Here is an 18197-nt window from a genome sequence, read left to right as displayed (position 1 = left end):
GACAACTACGGGTACATGCCAGCGAAGCCCGGAGTTGGAATCCCTGTACGCGTGTCGAGAGTGCGTCGTCGAGACCGTTGAGCCGGATCTCTCGTCGGCGGGCGGCGTCCCGTATGGGGGTGGCTCACCGGACGCGCTTCACCGCCGTCGCCTCCGGCGACGTCGCCCGCTCTCGGAAGACGTTGCGGCCGAAGGATGCGTCGACCGACTTCCGCTTGTGCACAGGAGTGGGAGCACTCGTGCAGGCGAGATCGAGCACCGTCGTCACTCGAGGGGCGCTAGTCGGCGAATTGTCCCGTAAGACCCGCCCGGTGAATTGTCCGATGAGGGGGTGCTGACTGGGACACTAGGAGTATGGCTGAGCTGGTGGGTTACGCGCGCGTTTCAACCGACAAGCAGGACGCCCAGTCGCAGCGCGACGCGCTGGCGGCCGGGGGTGTTCCGCTCGAGCGGATCTATGTCGACGCTGGCCTCACGGGCTCCAACCGCGACCGGCCGGCGCTGCGCGAAGCTCTTGCCGCGTGCGACGTGGGTTCGACGTTGTACGTGACAAAGCTCGACCGACTAGCACGGTCGATCAGTGACGCGCGCGACATTGTGGACGAACTCACGCGCCGGGGTGTGCGTCTGAACATCGGCGGGTCGCTGCACGATCCGCACGACCCGATCGGCCGACTGCTGTTCAACGTGCTTGCGATGATCGCGGAGTTCGAGGGCGACCTCATCAGGGCGCGCACTCGCGAGGGAATGAAGGTCGCGAAGGCGAAGGGGCGACTGCGCGGCAAGAAGCCGAAGCTGAGCCCGAAGATCGAGGCGCACTTGGTCGCGGAGTGTCGGTCGGGCAACTACTCGATCGCGGAGTTGGCTGAGCAGTTTTCCGTGGGTCGGTCTACGGTGTATCGCGCCTTGCAGCGCGCCGACCTCGCGGACGCTCGATCAGCTCCGGTCACTCTTCCGTTGCCCGTCGAGCTCGACTCGTGAGGGGCGCGCCGCAGGTTCGGCCGACCTGCATCCTCTGCGGCTCCGAGGGACTGACCCGTTCGCACATCTACGGCCGCACGTTGCGCGCGGAGTTCGGTCAGGAGAGGGCTGCTCACCACACGCTGACGAATGTCGATGGCCGCGCGGAGGCGACCGTCGACAGGTGGGAGTCGGGCATCGGAATGATCTTCTCTCAGGGCAAGTGGCTCTGCTACGAGTGCAACAACGTCTGGATGGCCGGTCTTGAAGACGCGGCGCTGCCCACGGTCGTGAACATCATCCGCGGTGAGTCGGTCTACTTCGATCGGGCGACCACGGAGGCCGTCGCGAGCTGGGCGATCATCGCGTCGATCCTCCGCGCGCAACTGGTCCCGGATGGGGAGCCCTACGCTCCCGCCGCAGCCAGACGTTTCCGACAAGACGGCCTCGAGGCGGCGGAGGCTGCTGTATGGCTGGTGAGCGCTGCCGAGGACCCGACGGTTCGCGCTCCGGGGACCGCCGCCTCGTCGTACTGGCGTGCCCCAGACCTCTCGGGCGGCATCGCTCAGCACTGGCTGAAGTCGCTGTGTGTCGTCGTGGCGAGCGGCGATCATCGAGACCGCGTGGCGGAGCGAATCTGGACCCTTCGTGACGCGGCGTTGCCGCTGTATCCGCCGGCGGAGACACGTCGATGGCCCTCCGGTCGCTCCGCGCCCGATCGCGTCCTCATGCGGGCGACTGGTCTAGACGAAAGGACCGTGGCTGCACGGGCGGCGTTCCGTCCCACGGAGCGTCCTCCAGCGGGAAGAACGCGAACGATCATCCCGCTCTAACTGGACATCTCCGTGCGCTTGAGCGCCGGGCTAGCTGCGCTCTCGGGCTGAGCATGCACTGGGGCCATCCATCCGATAAGCGGCGCGATGCCGGAGTCGGGTGGCCGTCAGGAGTGCCCCGAAGGGGCATCCCGGAGGGACGCACAGCGCTCTTGACGGTCGGCCGGCGTAGGCAAGAGTGAAGCGTCGGATGGACGGCCGGACCGCAGCCGGCGCGCAGGTCGCGGGCGGGAGAAGCCCCCGCGAGCATGACTGCTTGAGCGGGGGGTTCCTACGCGACGAGGGCGGTCTTCGTGCGCGAGCGTTCTACTCGTTCGGCCACGACGCCAGGGCGTCGCGGGGGACGATCGTCGGCACTCCGTCGACGGTTTGGATCGTCGTGCCGGGCTCTCCGAGTCCGGCGGCGTGCGCGATCGCTGCGAGGACCAGTCGCGTGTGTTCGAGGTCGAGGCCGGCGATGTCCTCTCGGAGGTCGACAGGGACGCCCTGTCCGAGCGACGAGGCGATCCGCGCGACGCGCTGTTCGCCTCCGCTGAGCGCTCCGATTTCGTAGCCGAGGCGGTCGAAGTCGACGGCGCTCGTCTTCCAGGCGTTGTCGGTCTTGACCCATGGAGCGCCGGCGTACACGAGGCCCGATCGGATCAGCAGTTCGACGGCGGCCGCGAGTGGGTTGGCCCCCTCCGCCCAGGCGCGGACCTGGCCGTGGAGCGCGGCAGCTTCGTCGTCGGTCATGCAGCGTTCTCGATTGACGCGGAGCTGTCACTCTGGGTCGATTCGGCGGTGGTTCCCTCCGCCGACGTCGTGCGTCGCGAGCGAGTGACGCGAGCGCGAGTCTGCTCGGGTCGCGGCACTCCTGCTGCGCGGAGTTCCTTCTCCGACCATCCGGCGGCGAGGGCGTCAGCCCATGCCTTGCTGTGCCGGTTCTGCGCGTCGCTAAGGGTGGCGCGTGCGGTGTCGGTGTCGTTGGCGGCGGAGACGATCGTGCGGACCGCCTCGACGCGCTTCTCGACGCTCTGTTCGAGCAGTCGGCGGGCGGCGTCGGCGGCGTCGTCAGGGTTCCTCGTGTGGTCGCTCATGCGGAAAGGCTAGCCGCCACCACCGTCATCCGGAAGGCGCGGATTTGACGTCTCGGCTTCGGCTTCTCCGGCCGAGACGGTCGGGTTCCCTTCGGACCCAGTGCTGCACCTGCGCTGCGCTCTGGGTGAGTCGCTGTTTTGGAGCAAGCTATAAACTTACGTGCCGTAACCCGCTTCTCGTCCTTCCGCTGCGCGGCGATCCTCGGCATACTTGCCGTATGGTCCCCGCCAGTTGGCGGGTTCGCTGCGCTGGGCCCCGAAGGGATGGTGACGCTCGTGTCCGAGTCGAGTGGGCACCGTCTGTTCGGTCGCAAGCGACGTGCGAACGCGGGTGGCGAGTCTCGCCGCGAGAAGCGGTACGTCGTCATGGTCACGCCCGAGGAGGATGCGCAGCTTCGGGCTCGGGCAATCGTGCGTGAGGTGACGGTGCCGCGGTTGCTGTTCGAGTCCGCGACGGCCGAGGATGCGGTCATCACTGATGCGGAGTTCAAGTCGGTTGCCGCGGATCTGATGAACATTCGCAGCACGATGGGGTACGTCTCGAACAACCTCAACCAGCTCGCCCGGTTCGCGAACACGGAGAGCCGATTCCCCGACGAGGCGGAAGCGGCGATCGCTGAGTACCGCGCGGTTGTGTCGGAGTATCGGGCGGCGATGAAGAGGCTGGCCGGCGCGTGATCCCGAACGTGACCCGGGGTGGGCGCATGTCCGGACTGATGACCTACTTGCAGGGTGAGGGTCGGGCGAACGAGCACGAGGAGCCGCACTTGGTCGCTGGTAACGGCGCGGTCATGGCGGAGTACGGCTACGGCGAGTTGGACCGCGCAGCAGCCCTCGCGATCGCTGCCGATCTGGACGAGCCGCGCCGCGTCTTCGGAACGTCGGTCACCCGCGTCAAGGAGGTCACGGATCCGGAGACGGGTGTGACGTCGAAGGAGCGTGTCGACGCTGACGTGTGGCACTGCTCGCTCTCGATCAGCGCGGAGGAGGGCCAGCTTTCGGATGAGAAGTGGGCGGAGATCTCCGAGCGGTTCGTGGAGCGGATGGGGTTCGCCGGCGCCGACATTGGCAAGGCTGATTGCCGGTGGGTCGCGGTGCGTCATGGCCTGTCGAAGAACGGCAACGACCACGTGCACATCGCCGTGTCGTTGGTGCGCGAGGACGGCACGAAGGCGTCTGTCCATCACGATTTCTCGAAGGCGCAGACGATCACCCGGGAGCTCGAGCGGGAGTTCGAGTTGCAGCCGCTGCATGAGTCCGAGCGCGCAGGTGCGCAGCGCGGCGAGAAGCCGGCCGAGCGCGAGTCCGCATCGCGCCGCGGTGCTACCGAGGTCGACGCGAAGCGGTTGGAGCGGAGCCTTCGAGCTGCGGCTACCGCGTCGCAGTACGAGGGCGAGTTCGTGCGTCGGATGCGCCGCGAGGGCATCCTGATCCGTCCGCGGTTCGCGGTCGGACGTGACGACGTCGTGGTCGGCTACTCCGTGGCGCTGCGTCCGGAGAAGGGACAGCCTGTCGTCTGGCACGGAGGTGGCAGGATCGCCCGCGACCTGACGCTCCCGGAGCTGCGGAAGGGATGGCCGGACCGTCCTGAGTCCGCGACCGAAGCGGTGCAGGAATGGCGCGCGACGTCGAAGAATCCGTGGCAGTACCGGCCGGTGAGCCCGGGGCGCGAGGAGAGCGAGATGTCTCCGAAGTTCTTCGCCATGTACGCCGAGGACATGCGCCGGCTGCACGACTACATCGCCTCAGTCGACCCGTCCGATAAGGCCACCTGGGCGCACGTCGCCCGCGAGACGTCGGGTGCGTACGCGGCGTGGTCGCGGCGCCTGGAACCGACGCCGGGACCGTTGGCCGAGGCGTCGAGGACGCTGGCCCGGTCCGCGCAGCTGCGAGCGGGCGAGTCGCGGCCGCGACCTGTCGCGATGCCGTCGATGGCGACGACCGCCGCGCTGATCCTGGTGCAGGCCAAGCGAGGCCAGAACGCGGCCGCGGAGGCTCTTCTGTTGAAGCGGCTCGCGCAGACCACCGCATCGATCTTCCGCGCCGCGAAGGCGGTCGGGGACCTGCACCGGTCGCAGGAGCTCGCGCGGATGATGACGCAGCGCCTGACCGTCGTCCGCGACGGCTACACCGCTCAGATCACCGCCAACCAGGTCGCCGCGCTCGCCCCGGAGCAGCAGGCCGCGAAGCAGCGCGCCGACCTCGCCGCGGGTCGCGGCGGGCCGGTACCCACGCGCTTGACTCCCGCGACGGAGCCGGCGGTACAGGTGCCGACCACGAAGACTCCCGGCACGCGTGAGCGCGACGGTTTCGAGAGATAGCGAGAGGGGACAGAGCTATGAGCGATGGGGACAGCGTTGAGGATGAGGTCGGACAGTCGGCGAGGGTCGCGCTGACCGTCGCGCTCCAGCTGGGCGACAAGTTCGCCCGCCTGCGGGAGGACTTGGCGCGTGAAGCGCTGCGCAAGAGCGAGGCCGACGCGCGCGCTCTCGCCGCTCGGTTCTCCGCCGAGCGCGACGTCGCGCGTGCGCAGATCGCCGTTGTGGACCGGCCCGACTGGTGGCAGCGCACCGAGTTGCAGCAGGTCGCTGACGTCCTCTCCATGGCGCAGCAGTGGAAGGACCTCGACCCTGTGGCCGAACGTGCCACACAGACCATCGCGCGTGAAGTCCAGGACCGCTACGGCGTCGACGTCGCCGATATCGCGGACAAGCTGCGCGGCGACCAGCCGGCCGACTTTTCCGCTGAGAAGGCCCTCGCCGTCGTCGCAGCCGCTGAGGCCACCGATCGGGTACCCGAGTCCGGCTCTGCGGACCCGCTGAACGAGGTGAAGGCCCTGGCCGGCCATGACGCGGCGGTTGACGCTGCGATCGCTGAGAAGTTCCCGCAGCTCCTCACCGAGGACCAGCGCGCGGCCGTCGACGGAGGACGGGCGGAGAGCGTCGAGACAACCGTCGAAGCCGCAGCCGTCGCCGGGATGATGGACGCCGACCAGCGCCGCGCCGACGCCACGCGGGACGGGCCGACCACGCCGACCGACCAGGGCGGAGCGGAGAACGGTCAAGAGAACATCGATCAGGCGGCCGCGCTCGAGCTGCACGCGCGCGAGTACGAGGTGCAGGCCGAGGAGGGCGGAACCTCCGAGCAGACGCCCGACCAGCTGCGTGCGCTCGCGGACGACGCGCGCGCTCAGGCGCAGCTCTACCGGGACGGCGCCGGTGCGCAGACCGCCGCCGACAACACCGCAGCCTCCGAGCTCGCCGCCGCCGGTGGAGACCTCAACCAGTCCATCGCGGCCGACGTCGAGGCCGGGCGTCTCGATCAGTTCGCGGCCGACGCGGAAGCCGCTCGGCTCGGCAGGTTCGATAACAACTACCAACTGGCTCTCGACAGCGGCGACGTTGACGAGAACGTCGACTTCCTGCTGAGCGAGGCAGACCGGTTCGATCGCGAGGCGGATGCCGGCGGAACAGCGACGCTGACCCCGGAACAGCTGCGCTCCGACGCTGCGGAGAACCGCGACGAGGCCGCCTACTTCCGCAACGAGCCCTTGCCCTCCCAGAGTGATCGTTCCGCTGACGCCGTTCCGGTCGGCGCCGAGGGGCGGGCAGATGCGCTGCGCTCCGAGAGCCAGCTGTCGTACGACAGCGCCGCTCGTCGCACGGCCTCCGCGAACGAGATGAAGGCCCACGGGATCCCGCAGGACGTCATCGACGTGCGCATGCGCGCCGACGTCGCCCAGGGCCGGCCAGCGAGCGAAGCTGTCGCACAGTCCGGACGTGTGAACGTGCCGAAGACCAGCCGTGGTCGTTCAGCTGCGCGATCACCGGAGCGCAGCGAGCAGGCGCGCTAGTTACTGTCGGCGATCCAGTCGACGGCGTCTCGATGAGTGAACCGTCGGCCGCAGTGGCGGTGTGAGAGCGTGGCTGGCATGACGGCGATGATTCCGAGTGAGTACCGCGCGACTCTGGACGAGTTGAAGCGGCACGTGCACGCTGCTCGCTTCCAGGCACAGCGGAAGGTGAACACGGAGCTGTTGCGACTGTGGTGGCAGATCGGGTCGACGATTCTCGAGCGTCAGCAGCGGGAGCCGTGGGGGAGCAGCGTCCTCGAGCGACTCGCCGAGGATTTGCGGGCGGAGTTCCCCTCAATGAAGGGGTTCTCCCGTGCGAACCTGTTCTACATGCGTCGCTTCGCGGCGGCATGGCCGGACGAGGACGCCATTGTCCAACGACCCGTTGGACAATTGCCGTGGGGTCACATCACCGAGCTGCTCGACAAGCTCGACGACCAGGAGTTGCGCGAGTGGTACGCAGCGAAGGACGTCGCTCATGGTTGGAGCCGGCCGGTCCTCGGGCACCAGATCAAGACTCGGCTGCACGAGCGAGAAGCTGCAGCGCCGAGCAACTATGCCGGCACTCTCGCGCCGGTCGACTCTGCACTCGCTCAGCAGATCACTCGTGATCCGTACGCGCTGGACTTCCTCGCGATCGACAGCGACGCCACGGAGCGTGAGCTGGAGGAGCGCATGGTCGTCCGTATCGCGGACACCCTCCGCGAGCTCGGGCCAGGGTTCGCGTTCGTCGGCCGACAGGTGCACTTCGAGGTCGACGGCGACGACTTCTTCGTCGACCTCCTGTTCTTCCATGTCGACCAGCTCCGCTACATCGTCGTCGAGCTGAAGACCACGAAGTTCGATCCGCGAGATGCAGGACAGCTCGGCTTCTATGTCGCTCTGGTTGACGACAAGTTGCGCGTCCTCGGCAAGCATGAACCGACAGTCGGGATCCTCGTCGTCACTGACAAGAACGACGCCGTCGTCCGCTACGCCCTGGCCTCCACCACCCAGCCGGTCGCGGTCAGCCGCTACGAGCTCTCCGAGGAAGCCCAAGCAGCGCTGCCCGATGAGGCCTCCATCGTCGACGCCTTCACCAGGGATGTAGCAAGTCCCGACATTGAGTAGCACGCTGAGGAGCGCAGAAGTCGATCTGGGCTTTGGGATCGGGAGCGTTTCAGGCTCTGTTCCCCGCCGAGGGTACTCAATCACGCCAGCAGGTGTGACCAGGGTCGAACTAACCCCGAGGTGCAGCTGCTGATGACCCGACCGGCCCTTTCCCACTATGCGCAATATCCGATAATCGACGTTATGTCAGTATGTTCGAAGAGACTCCGCTCGACGGGCTCCGAGGTGTGGGTGCACACGAGCCTCGGAACCCGTCGGAGTACCGCCGGCTAGGCGCCGGGTGCGAGGCCGAGCTGCGTGAGGATGCCGAGCTCGTCGCTGCTTCCCCAGCGCTCGGCGAGTTTGCCGTCGACGAAGGTGCTGATCTGCACGCCGCGGATCTTCACGGATTTGCCCGTCGGCGCGTGGCCCTGGAACACACCGGTCTGCGTGCCGGTCAGCGTGTAGGCGAACGCGACGCTGTCGTCGTCCGCGACGAGCTTCTCGACTTCGAGCGCCATGTCGGGGAACGCGGTCCGCAGGTCGCCGAAGAACGCGGCGTATCCCTCCGGGCCGGGTGCCTGGCCGGGCGCCGGGTCGTGATCGACCGAGTCGGGCGCGACGAGTGCGTCGAACGCGGCGAAGTCGCCGGCGTTGACCGCCTCGCCGAAGGCCTGCTGGGCGGCGATGTTCTGCTCGCGAGTCATGTGCTGTCACCTGTTCTGCACCGGTCCGGTGCCTCGAAAAGTGGTGCGGGTCGTTAGCGACGGTACGCAAGCCCATCGAGGGCGGTACAGGGCTTGCGCGCTCCCCCCAGCGCTTCCCACCGCGCTTGTAATAGGTGCGGTTTGTTCAGTATTTGGTTCCGTATTAGCGACCTCTTCGGCGAACTCGCAGTTAGAAGTCCGACCGCCGGAGTGAAGCCTCGTCTTGAGGCGCGGCTCGTGTGTGTTCCGTGGCGTCGTGTTACGCCACAGGAAGCGGTTATCTGTGTGAACTCCTAGGTTGGCGGAGGCCGTATCGCCCCCGTCGTTCAGGAGTCCGCATGTTCTCGTCCCCGTCCCGCTCGCGCCTCGCCGCGGCCATCGGCGCCGTCCTCGTGGCCGGCGTGCTCGCGGGTTGCACCGCTCAGGCGGCGAACGAGCCCGGCGCCTCCTCCGCTTCCGGCACGCCCGTCGAGGGCGGCTCGCTCGTCTTCGCCGACATCGAGCTGCAGACCGACTTCCAGGTGCAGAAGGGCTTCAACTACACGCAGTCCAACGTCTTCCGCACCATCGCCGACCGGCTCACCGCCTTCGACCCGGAGACCGGCGAGGTGGTGCCGTGGATCGCCTCCGAGTGGAGCGTGAACTCCGACAACACCGAGTTCACCTTCACGATCCGCCCGGGCGTCACCTTCTCGGACGGCACTCCGCTCGACGCCGCGGCGGTCAAGGCGAACCTCGACCAGCTCGGCCTCGGCGACGAGGCGAAGAAGATCGTGAAGAACCGCGACTTCATCGGCTACGCGAGCTCGGAGGTGACCGGCGACGACACCGTCGTGGTGCGCCTCTCGGAGCCGAACGCCGACTTCCTCAAGGCGACCGCCGCCTCCACCGCGAGCCTGGTCTCGACCTCGACGCTCGCGCTGGACTACGCCGGCCAGGCCGACATCTCGAAGATCGTCGCCTCCGGCCCCTTCGTCTTCGAGTCGCAGGTGCCGGATCAGGAGATCGTCTTCGACAAGCGCGAGGACTACGCCTGGCCGTCGTCGATCTCGACGAACACCGGCGCCGCGCACCTCGACGAGGTCACCTTCCGCGCGATCCCCGAGGTCGGGCTGCGCGTCGGCGCCGTCTCCTCCGGCCAGGCGGACGTCTCGCGCGGCATCCAGCCGACCGACGAGGCCGCCGCGGCCGCCTCCGGGATCGAGCTCGCCGTCGCGCAGGCTCCGGAGCTCACGGCCAACTGGCTCGCCTTCCGCGGCGACGCCCCGGTCGTCTCCGACCAGGCCGTCCGCCGGGCGCTGCAGATCGGCTTCGACCGCGACGCGCTCAAGTCGACCGTGCTCAGCGACAGCTACCCGCTCTCGGGCTCGGTGCTCAACCGCTCCGCCCCGGGCTTCGTCGACCTCAGCGACGACCTCGCCTACGACGCCGACGAGGCCGAGAAGCTGCTCGACGACGCCGGCTGGACCGTCGGCTCCGACGGCGTCCGCGAGAAGGACGGCCAGCGCCTCGAGCTGTCGGTCGCCGCCAGCCCGCGCAGCGTCGTGATCAAGCCGGCCTTCGAGTTCATCGAGTCGGAGTGGCGCAAGCTCGGCGTCGAGCTGACCAACAACGCCGGCGACAGCGCCATCCTCGCGACCGCCCTCGGCGACCCGGCCTACCCGGCCATCGGCTCGCGCCAGTTCTACCTCGGCGGCCTCGGCCCGCTGTTCAGCGCCGCCGGCAACACCAACACCTACGTCTCGGACGACGAGCTGAACGGGCTCTTCGCCACCGAGCGCGCCGCGACCGACCCCGCCGCCCGCGACGACGTCCTCGCGGACATCCAGGAGCGCCTCGTGCTCGGCACCAACCTGCTCGTGCCGCTCTGGGACGAGGTGCAGGTGCACGCCGTCGGCGCCGGGGTCCACGTGAGCTTCGACGGCGGCACCGCTCCGCTGCTCCAAGAAGCCTGGGTGCAGAGGTAGCCGCGGTGCTCCGGTATCTCGCCGGCCGGGCCGGTCAGGCGGTGCTCGTTCTCTGGCTCACGTACACGATCGTCTTCGCGGTCGTGCAGCTGCTGCCGTCCGATCCCGTCACGATCTTCCTGGCCGGCGACGCCGGAGCCGACCCCGCGCTGATCCAGCAGGTCAGCGCACTCTATGGCTATGACAAGCCCTGGTACGAGCAGTACCTGCTGCAGCTGGCGAACCTGCTGCGCGGCGACTTCGGCTTCTCGCTCTCCACCGGCCAGCCGGTGCTCACCCGGATCGGCGACGTCGTCGGCAGCACCGTGGCGCTGGCCTCGACCGGACTGCTGCTCAGCATCGTCATCGCCGTCGGTGTCAGCGCGGCGGCGTTCCTGATCGACGCGCCGCGGCTGAAGTCGCTCGTGGTCGCCGTGCCGTCGCTGTTCAGCTCGGTCCCCGTCTTCTGGCTCGGGATCATCGTGCTGCAGGTGTTCTCCTTCCAGCTGCGGATCCTCTCGCTCTTCCCGGACGGGTCGCTGCTGTCGCTGCTCATCCCGGCCCTGGTGCTCGCGATCCCGGTGTCGGCGCCGATCGCGCAGGTGCTGCTGAGCGGCGTCGAGCAGGCGTCCGAGCTCGCCTTCGTGAAGACCGCTCGGGCCAAGGGCGCCCGGCCGCTGCGGGTCTTCCTCCGGCACGTGCTGCGCTCCTCGCTCGGCGCGACCACCGCTGTGATCGGCACGACCCTCGGGATCCTCCTCGCCGGCTCGGTCATCACCGAGACCGTCTTCGCCCGTCCGGGCCTCGGCTCGGTGCTGCTGAAGGCGGTGATCGCGCAGGACGTGCCGCTCGTGCAGGGCCTCGTGCTGCTGACGACGCTCGTGGTCGTGGTCAGCACGCTCGTGCTCGACCTGATCGCGCCCGTGCTCGACCCCCGCGTGCTGCGCACCCGCGGACAGAAGGGACTGGTGCGCCTTGGCGCTTGAGCTCACCCGGACGGCGGACGACCGCCGCGCCGGCCTCCTCCGCAGCCTGCCCGTCCCCGGGGCGGCCACGATCCTCTCGGCGGCGCTGATCGTCGTCGTCGTGCTCTGGCTGATCACGCCCGGCTGGTTCACCTCCTCCGACCCGCTGACCGGCGACTCCGCACAGGTGTTCCTCGCGCCGAGCCTCGCCCACCCCTTCGGCACCGACCACCTCGGCCGCGACGTGCTGGCGCGGATGATCTACGGGACGAGCCAGACCGCCCTCACCGCCGGCCTCGCCGTGGTCGTGGGGCTCGTGCTCGGCACGCTCGTCGGCATCGTCTCCAGCACCCTCGGCTCGTGGGCGGAGTCGGTGAGCATGCGCGTGATCGACGCCCTGATCGCGCTGCCGGCGTTCATGATCGCGCTGTTCGTCGTCTCGGCCTACGGCGCGGGCCCGGTGTCACTGGGCATCGGCGTCGGCATCGGCTCGGTCGTGCTGTTCGCGCGGGTGACCCGGGCCGAGGTCCTCCGGGTCCGCTCGCTCGACTACCTCGAGGCGAGCCTGCTGGCCGGCGCCGGCTACCTATGCCAGCTGACCGGCCACGTGCTGCCCGCGATCAGCGGGGCACTCGTCGCTCTTGCCGTCGTCGACTTCGGCGCCGCGGTGCTGGCCGTCTCGGCGCTCGGCTTCCTCGGCTTCGGCACCCCGCCGCCCACGCCCGAGTGGGGACTGATCATCGCCGAGGGCCGCAACTACCTGGCCAACGCGTGGTGGATGACGGCGCTGCCCGGGACCTTCGTGCTCGTCGTCGTCGTCGCGCTCGGCGTGCTCAGCCGCTACCTCGGAAAGGCGACCTGTGTGTGACGCCTCCTGCTTCTTCTCAACCCACGCCCCCGCCCTGCAGCTGGAGGGCGTCTCCCTCGACTACGGCGTCGGTCGCCGCTCGGTCCGCGCGCTCGACGACGTCTCGTTCTCGGTCCGCCGCGGCGAGATCGTCGCCCTGGTCGGCGAGTCCGGCTCGGGCAAGTCGACCATCGCGAACGCAGCGACCGGGCTGCTGCCGACCGGCGCGCGCGTCACCGCCGGCCGGCTGCTCGTCGACGGCGCCGACACGACGCGGCTCTCGGAGTCGCGCTGGAGCCGGATCCGCGGCCGCCGCGTCGGCCTCATCCCGCAGGACCCCGGCTCGAGCCTCACCCCGGTGCTCACCATCGGCGCGCAGGTCGCCGAGATCTTCGCGATCCGCGGTGAGCGCCTCTCGCGCAGCGAGCGCCGGGCCCGCTCGATCGAGCTGCTCGAGATCGCGGAGGTATCGCGGGCCGCCGACCGGCTGACTCAGTTCCCGCACGAGCTCTCGGGCGGCCTGAAGCAGCGCATCCTGATCGCGATCGCCTTCGGTCTCGACCCCGCCCTGCTGGTCGCCGACGAGCCGACCTCGGCGCTCGATGTCACGGTGCAGAAGCAGATCCTGCGCGTGCTCGACCGCCTCGCCGCCGAGCACGGCACCAGCGTGCTCTTCGTCACGCACGACCTCGCGCTCGCGACCGACCACGCCTCCCGCGCCCTGGTGCTGCAGCGCGGCCGCCTGGTCGAGGACGCTCCGGTCGAGCGGATCGTCCGCACCCCCGCGGTCGACTACACCGCAGAGCTGATCGCGCACGCCCGGGCGACCCAGACCGCTCCCACGCCGGTCGCCTCCGCCGCCTCCTCGGACACGGTGCTCGAGGTGCGCGGCCTCTCGAAGACCTTCCCCGGCCGGCGCGGAGGCGACCCGGTCGCCGCCGTCGACGACGTCTCGTTCTCGCTCGCGCAGGGCCGGACACTCGCGCTGGTCGGCGAGTCGGGCTCCGGCAAGTCGACGACCGCGCGGATGATCCTCCGCCTGCTCGACCCGAGCGCCGGCACCGTCCACCTCGGCGGACAGGACGTCACGACCGTCTCCGGCCGCGACCGGCTGGCGCTCTGGCGCACCGTGCAGCTCGTCTACCAGAATCCGGATTCGGCGCTCGACCCGCGCTGGACCGTCGGGCGGATCGTCGCCGAGCCGATCGCCGGCTCCGTCCCGCCGCGCGAGCGCCGCGCCCGGGTCGAGGAGCTGCTCGACGCCGTCTCGCTGCCGGACGGCGCGATCGACAAGCGGCCGGGTCAGCTCTCCGGCGGCCAGCGCCAGCGGGTCGCCATCGCGCGGGCGCTGGCTCCGCGCAGCTCCCTCGTGGTGCTCGACGAGGCGCTCAGCGCCCTCGACGTCATCACCCAGGAGCGGGTGCTGCAGCTGATCGAGCGGATCCAGCGCGAGCAGGGCGTCTCGTACCTGTTCATCTCGCACGATCTCTCCACCGTCCGCCGGCTCGCCCACGACGTGGTCGTGCTGCGCGCCGGCCGGGTCGTCGAGCAGGGCGGCTCGCGCGAGCTGTTCGAGGCGCCGCGGACCGACTACGTGCGCGAGCTGCTCGACGCCGCGCCCGGGCGGCGGCTGCTGAGCGACCACCCCGCGAGCCCGACGACCGCGGTCCCCGCGCCGACTTCGCCCACTGCCGAGGAGCCCCGATGAGCACCGCCCCGAAGCCCCTGCGCTTCTCCGCCTTCGTGATGAACACCGCGTCGCACATCCAGCACGGCCTGTGGCGGCACCCGGACGCGCGCCAGCACGAGTTCACCTCGCTCGCGCTCTGGACCGACCTCGCCCGGACGCTGGAGCGCGGCCGCTTCGACGCGGTCTTCTTCGCCGACGTCCTCGGCCTCTACGGACCGGCGCGCGGCGACTACACCGTCAACGCCCGCGAGGGCCTGCAGTTCCCGAGCAACGACCCCTCCGTGCTGCTCGGCGCGCTCGCGGCGGTCACCGAGCACCTCGGCCTGGTCTTCACCTCTTCGGTGCTGCAGGCGCACCCGTTCGAGTTCGCCCGCCGCGTCTCGACCCTCGACCACCTCTCCGGCGGCCGGGTCGGCTGGAACGTGGTCACCAGCGCGCAGGAGAGCGCCGCGCGCAACTTCGGCGCGGACGGGCTCGAGGAGCACGACGAGCGCTACCGCTGGGCCGAGGAGTACCTCGAGGTCGTCTACAAGCTCTGGGAGGGCTCCTGGGACGACGACGCGCTGAAGCGCGACAAGGCGCTCGGCCACCCGCAGGACGCGGTCTTCGCCGATGCGGGCGGGATCCACCGGATCGACCACGTCGGTGAGCGCTACCGCGTGGCCGGCCCGCACCAGAGCCCGCCGTCGCCGCAGCGCACGCCGGTGATCTTCCAGGCCGGCTCCTCCCCCGCGGGCAGCGCCTTCGCCGCCCGGCACGCCGAGGGCCAGTTCGTGCTCACCCCCGGGATCGACAAGACCCGCACGCTGATCGAGCAGACCCGCGCCAAGGCCGCCTCGACGGGTCGCTCCGCCGAGGATCTCGCCTTCTTCCTCGGCCTCGCCTTCGTCACCGGCGACACCGAGGAGGCGGCGCAACGCAAGGCCGCGGAGCTCGACGAGTACCTCTCCAGCGACGGCTTCCTGCTGCACAGCAACCTCGCCTTCGACCCGAGGACCGGCGAGCCGCTCGATCCGGACACCCCGCTCTCGGAGCTCTCGACCGGCACCAACGTCAGCCACCTGCAGTGGATGCGCGAGCTCTCACCCGACCCGGACCCGAAGGTGCGTGACCTGGCGACCCTCGCGGCGAAGCTGCGCGGCCGGATCGTCGGCACGCCCGAGCAGATCGCCGACCGCCTCGCCGAGTGGCAGGACGCGGGGATCGACGGCATCAACGTCATGAACTGGATCCTGCCCGGCAGCTTCGAGGAGTTCGTCGACCACGTGACGCCGGTGCTGCAGGAGCGCGGGCTCGCCCAGCGCGAGTACACCCCGGGGACGCTCCGGCAGAAGCTGTTCGGGCGCGACCAGCTGCCCGACGAGCACCCCGCGCGCGCGTTCCGCGGCGCGTTCACCGGCGACGGCACGACGGAGGCCGCCCGATGAGCCTCAGCACGGCCGACCTCGCCCGGTTCCGCGCCGTCATCGCCGACGTCGGCGCGGAGTCGCTCGTCCGCGAGCGGGAGCGCCGCCTGCTCCACCCCGAGATCGCCGCGCTCGTCGACTCCGGCTTCACCGCGCTGCGCGTGCCGGTCGAGTGGGGCGGCGGCGGCGCGACCCTGCCCGAGCTGTTCACCCTCCTGGTCGAGCTCGGCGCGGCCGACCCGAACCTCCCGCAGGCGCTGCGCGGCCACTTCGGCCTCGTCGAGCGCTTCCTCGTCGGCGGCACCGCGCGCGACGAGACCTGGCTGCGGCGCGCGGCCGCCGGCGCGCTGTTCGCCAACTCGCAGGCCGAGAAGGGCTCCGCGACGACGACGGAGGCGCGGCTCGTCCCGGTCGACGGCGGCGGGTGGCGACTGACCGGCCGCAAGTTCTACACGACCGGCACCCTCTACGCCGACTACACCTGGACCGGCGCCCTCGACCCCTCCGGTGAGCGCTACGGTGCCGTCGTGCCGACCGCCGCGCCCGGCGTCGAGGTGCTCGACGACTGGACCGGCTTCGGCCAGCGCCTCACCGCGAGCGGCACCACCGTCTTCGCCGACGTGCCGCTGGACGACGAGAACGTCTACCGCGTGCTGCAGGAGCCCGACTGGTACACCCTCGACTTCCGGCTGCTGCTGCACCTGCTGCTCCAGGCGACGATGGCGGGCATCGGTCGCGCCGCGCTCGAGGACACCCTCCGCTTCGTCCGCGGGCGCTCGCGCTCGTTCGGCGTCGCGGGCGAGAGCCTGCCCCGCGAGGACCCGCGGGTGCAGTCGGTCGTCGGCGAGCTGGCGAGCCGGGTCGCCGCGGTCGAGGCCCTCGTGCACGACGTGGCTCGCGACTACGCCGCCGTCCGCGAGCGCGAGCACGCCGACGAGGCCGAGCGCACCCGGGACTACGTGCGGGTGCAGATCCGCCAGTTCGAGGCGCAGCAGATCGCGGTGGCCGACATCGTCGCGGTGACCTCGCGCCTGTTCGAGGTGGGCGGCGCCTCCGCGGTGCTCACCGAGTCGGGGCTCGACCGGCACTGGCGCAACGCCCGCACGATCGCCTCGCACAACCCGGCGGTCTTCCGCCAGGCCGCCATCGGCGCCTACCTCCTCAACGGCACCGAGCCCGAGACCGACTTCCGCAGCACCGTCACCGCCGAGGAGCAGTCCGCATGACCCGCGATCCCTGTCCCCTGCTCTTCAACGCGTTCGTGATGAACACGCCCTCGCACATCCATCACGGCCAGTGGCGGCGGCCCGGGTCGCGGCCCGGCGCGTTCGAGGACCTGGGGCACTGGGTCGAGGTGGCGCGGACGCTCGAGCGCGGGGTGTTCGACGCGATCTTCTTCGCGGACGTCGTGGGCACCTACGGGGCGGTCGGCGCCTCGCTCGAGGTGAACGCGCGCGAGGGCCTGCAGCTGCCCAACAACGACCCGTCGATCCTGCTGGCCGCGCTGATCGGCTCGACCGAGCACCTGGGCCTCGCGATGACGAGCTCGATCCTGCAGGCGCACCCGTTCGAGTTCGCCCGGCGGATGTCGACCCTCGACCACCTCTCGAAGGGCCGGGTCGCCTGGAACATCGTCACCAGCTACCAGGAGAACGCGGCCCGCAACTTCGGCCTCGACCGCCTGACCGAGCACGACGCCCGCTACGCGCAGGCCGAGGAGTACCTCGACGTCGTCTACAAGCTGTGGGAGGGGTCGTGGGACGACGACGCCTCGGTGCGCGACCGGTCCGGCGCCTACTCCCGGCCCGAGTCGGTGCACCGGATCGACCACGTCGGCGAGAGCTACCGGGTCGAGGGGCCGCACCTGTCGGCGCCGTCGCCGCAGCGCACGCCGTTCCTCTTCCAGGCCGGCTCCTCCCCCGCCGGGCGTGCGTTCGCGGCCCGGCACGCGGAGGCGCAGTTCGTCGGCGGCTCGACGATCGAGCAGACCCGCGAGCTGATCGCCTCGACCCGCGCGCTCACGGAGGCGGCCGGGCGCCGCGGCAACGACGTCCTGTTCTTCTCACCGCTCTCGGTCGTGGTCGGCAGCACCGAGCGCGAGGCCCGCGAGCGCGAAGTCGAGCTGGACGCCCTGACGAGCGTCGACGCTCACCTGCTGCACGCCGGGCTCAGCGTCGACCAGGCCGACGGCACTCCCTTCCCACCAGACGCGCGATTGCGCGACATCACCACCAACGGCAACCGCAGCACACTCGAGTCGATGATCCGGCTGCTGCCCGATCGCGACGCGACCGTCGCTGACCTCGCTCAACTCGCGGTGCGCCGTCACCAGCGGGTAGTGGGCACACCCGAGCAGATTGCGGACCGACTATCGGAGCTGCGCGACGCAGGCGTGGACGGGATCAACCTGGCGCACTGGACACTGCCGGACAGCTACGTCGAGTTCGTGGATCAGGTGATGCCCGTGCTGCGCTCGCGTGGGCTCGCACGGTCGCATTACGAACCAGGCGGACTGCGCGAGCGGCTGACGGCGTCGGCGCGGGTGAACTCACGACACCCCGCCGCCCGCTACCGCGGCGCATTCAAGGGTGGTGCAACACCCGTTCCAGCTTGAGCGAACGGCAGGACGGAGACTTCTACCTCTGTTGGAAAGCTCTCCGATAATTGAGATTATGTCAGTTTGTCTGGCTAGGCGGGTTGGCCTCGACCCCACGGCGTCGGTCAGGTGACGGTGAAGGCGAGCGTGGCGAGGGCGGGACTTGGGGTGTATCGCGTGTCGACGGAGTTGCTGGCGACGTCTGCAGCGCTGACGAATCGGATTTCGT

General features: G+C 70.0%; 17 protein-coding genes. 13 read left to right on the top strand and 4 right to left on the bottom strand.

What is annotated here, in order from left to right; all coding sequences use genetic code 11:
* Window positions 1-124: 124 nt before the first annotated feature.
* Window positions 125-268 carry a hypothetical protein gene (locus C5C30_RS17730; protein ID WP_181131567.1) on the bottom strand — a complete coding sequence of 48 codons (144 nt, stop codon included), beginning with the start codon at window positions 266-268 and terminating at the stop codon, window positions 125-127.
* An 86-nt stretch (window positions 269-354) separates the two neighbouring features.
* On the opposite strand from C5C30_RS17730, the gene C5C30_RS12535 reads away from it, so the two are divergent.
* Window positions 355-981 carry a recombinase family protein gene (locus C5C30_RS12535; RefSeq protein WP_104248178.1) on the top strand — a complete coding sequence of 209 codons (627 nt, stop codon included), beginning with the start codon at window positions 355-357 and terminating at the stop codon, window positions 979-981.
* An 80-nt stretch (window positions 982-1061) separates the two neighbouring features.
* The gene (locus tag C5C30_RS12530) at window positions 1062-1793 is read left to right on the top strand and encodes a hypothetical protein (protein WP_146081537.1); all 732 of its coding nucleotides are present in this window, start codon (window positions 1062-1064) and stop codon (window positions 1791-1793) included.
* Between the two features lie 306 nt (window positions 1794-2099).
* Here the strand turns inward: C5C30_RS12530 and C5C30_RS12525 are convergent, their stop codons facing one another.
* Together C5C30_RS12525 and C5C30_RS12520 are read right to left on the bottom strand one after the other, a co-directional pair.
* Window positions 2100-2525 carry a hypothetical protein gene (locus C5C30_RS12525; protein ID WP_104261730.1) on the bottom strand — a complete coding sequence of 142 codons (426 nt, stop codon included), beginning with the start codon at window positions 2523-2525 and terminating at the stop codon, window positions 2100-2102.
* Window positions 2522-2869, bottom strand: coding sequence for a hypothetical protein (locus tag C5C30_RS12520; RefSeq protein WP_104248181.1), 348 nt, complete (start codon window positions 2867-2869; stop codon window positions 2522-2524). Before C5C30_RS12520 ends, C5C30_RS12525 begins: the two co-directional genes overlap by 4 nt.
* Window positions 2870-3235: 366 nt before the next feature.
* On the opposite strand from C5C30_RS12520, the gene mobC reads away from it, so the two are divergent.
* From mobC to C5C30_RS12500, 4 genes are all read left to right on the top strand, one after another.
* Window positions 3236-3547 (top strand): plasmid mobilization relaxosome protein MobC, encoded by a 312-nt coding sequence (mobC, locus tag C5C30_RS12515; RefSeq protein WP_181131565.1) that lies wholly within the window; start codon window positions 3236-3238, stop codon window positions 3545-3547.
* Complete coding sequence (locus C5C30_RS12510; protein WP_104248183.1) at window positions 3544-5190, top strand: relaxase/mobilization nuclease domain-containing protein; 1647 nt, start codon at window positions 3544-3546, stop codon at window positions 5188-5190. The genes mobC and C5C30_RS12510 overlap by 4 nt, the downstream gene beginning before the upstream one ends.
* Before the next feature lie 17 nt (window positions 5191-5207).
* The gene (locus C5C30_RS12505) at window positions 5208-6722 is read left to right on the top strand and encodes a hypothetical protein (protein WP_104333848.1); all 1515 of its coding nucleotides are present in this window, start codon (window positions 5208-5210) and stop codon (window positions 6720-6722) included.
* Window positions 6723-6800: 78 nt separating this feature from the next.
* Window positions 6801-7832: a YhcG family protein gene (locus C5C30_RS12500; protein ID WP_104248190.1), complete on the top strand. Its 1032-nt coding sequence runs from the start codon at window positions 6801-6803 to the stop codon at window positions 7830-7832.
* A 269-nt stretch (window positions 7833-8101) separates the two neighbouring features.
* Here C5C30_RS12500 and C5C30_RS12495 read toward each other — a convergent pair whose 3' ends face one another.
* On the bottom strand, window positions 8102-8518 hold the full coding sequence (locus tag C5C30_RS12495) for an ester cyclase (protein ID WP_104288549.1): 417 nt from the start codon (window positions 8516-8518) through the stop codon (window positions 8102-8104).
* Window positions 8519-8856: 338 nt separating this feature from the next.
* Here C5C30_RS12495 and C5C30_RS12490 point away from each other — a divergent pair, with 338 nt between their 5' ends.
* The 7 genes from C5C30_RS12490 to C5C30_RS12460 are packed head-to-tail and all read left to right on the top strand — an operon-like array spanning window position 8857 to window position 17986.
* Entirely contained in the window at window positions 8857-10485 is a 1629-nt protein-coding gene (locus C5C30_RS12490; protein WP_104288550.1) for an ABC transporter substrate-binding protein, read from the top strand.
* A gap of 5 nt (window positions 10486-10490) precedes the next feature.
* Complete coding sequence (locus C5C30_RS12485; RefSeq protein WP_104288551.1) at window positions 10491-11450, top strand: ABC transporter permease; 960 nt, start codon at window positions 10491-10493, stop codon at window positions 11448-11450.
* Window positions 11440-12297: an ABC transporter permease gene (locus C5C30_RS12480; RefSeq protein ID WP_258065933.1), complete on the top strand. Its 858-nt coding sequence runs from the start codon at window positions 11440-11442 to the stop codon at window positions 12295-12297. The genes C5C30_RS12485 and C5C30_RS12480 overlap by 11 nt, the downstream gene beginning before the upstream one ends.
* The gene (locus C5C30_RS12475; protein ID WP_104333847.1) at window positions 12290-13984 is read left to right on the top strand and encodes an ABC transporter ATP-binding protein; all 1695 of its coding nucleotides are present in this window, start codon (window positions 12290-12292) and stop codon (window positions 13982-13984) included. The genes C5C30_RS12480 and C5C30_RS12475 overlap by 8 nt, the downstream gene beginning before the upstream one ends.
* Window positions 13981-15393, top strand: coding sequence for an LLM class flavin-dependent oxidoreductase (locus C5C30_RS12470; RefSeq protein ID WP_104333846.1), 1413 nt, complete (start codon window positions 13981-13983; stop codon window positions 15391-15393). Before C5C30_RS12475 ends, C5C30_RS12470 begins: the two co-directional genes overlap by 4 nt.
* Window positions 15390-16598 (top strand): acyl-CoA dehydrogenase family protein, encoded by a 1209-nt coding sequence (locus C5C30_RS12465; protein WP_104288554.1) that lies wholly within the window; start codon window positions 15390-15392, stop codon window positions 16596-16598. The genes C5C30_RS12470 and C5C30_RS12465 overlap by 4 nt, the downstream gene beginning before the upstream one ends.
* Window positions 16595-17986, top strand: a complete 1392-nt coding sequence (locus C5C30_RS12460; RefSeq protein WP_104288555.1) for an NtaA/DmoA family FMN-dependent monooxygenase — start codon at window positions 16595-16597, stop codon at window positions 17984-17986. Before C5C30_RS12465 ends, C5C30_RS12460 begins: the two co-directional genes overlap by 4 nt.
* Window positions 17987-18197 lie beyond the last annotated feature (211 nt).

Origin of the sequence: Rathayibacter sp. AY2B5 (genome assembly GCF_002931645.1) — a bacterium.
Lineage (GTDB): Bacteria > Actinomycetota > Actinomycetes > Actinomycetales > Microbacteriaceae > Rathayibacter.
The sequence above is the reverse complement of the archived record's forward strand: the minus strand, read 5'-3'. Positions and strand labels throughout refer to the sequence as shown.

Excerpts from the sequence above, each read along its gene's own strand:
- C5C30_RS12525 (WP_104261730.1), bottom strand. The coding sequence starts at position 2,525 with ATGACCGACGACGAAGCTGCCGCGCTCCACGGCCAGGTCCGCGCCTGG.
- C5C30_RS12505 (WP_104333848.1), top strand. The coding sequence starts at position 5,208 with ATGAGCGATGGGGACAGCGTTGAGGATGAGGTCGGACAGTCGGCGAGG.
- C5C30_RS12470 (WP_104333846.1), top strand. The coding sequence starts at position 13,981 with ATGAGCACCGCCCCGAAGCCCCTGCGCTTCTCCGCCTTCGTGATGAAC.
- C5C30_RS12520 (WP_104248181.1), bottom strand. The coding sequence starts at position 2,869 with ATGAGCGACCACACGAGGAACCCTGACGACGCCGCCGACGCCGCCCGC.
- mobC (WP_181131565.1), top strand. The coding sequence starts at position 3,236 with ATGGTCACGCCCGAGGAGGATGCGCAGCTTCGGGCTCGGGCAATCGTG.
- C5C30_RS12490 (WP_104288550.1), top strand. The coding sequence starts at position 8,857 with ATGTTCTCGTCCCCGTCCCGCTCGCGCCTCGCCGCGGCCATCGGCGCC.
- C5C30_RS12495 (WP_104288549.1), bottom strand. The coding sequence starts at position 8,518 with ATGACTCGCGAGCAGAACATCGCCGCCCAGCAGGCCTTCGGCGAGGCG.
- C5C30_RS12535 (WP_104248178.1), top strand. The coding sequence starts at position 355 with ATGGCTGAGCTGGTGGGTTACGCGCGCGTTTCAACCGACAAGCAGGAC.
- C5C30_RS12465 (WP_104288554.1), top strand. The coding sequence starts at position 15,390 with ATGAGCCTCAGCACGGCCGACCTCGCCCGGTTCCGCGCCGTCATCGCC.
- C5C30_RS12500 (WP_104248190.1), top strand. The coding sequence starts at position 6,801 with ATGACGGCGATGATTCCGAGTGAGTACCGCGCGACTCTGGACGAGTTG.
- C5C30_RS12460 (WP_104288555.1), top strand. The coding sequence starts at position 16,595 with ATGACCCGCGATCCCTGTCCCCTGCTCTTCAACGCGTTCGTGATGAAC.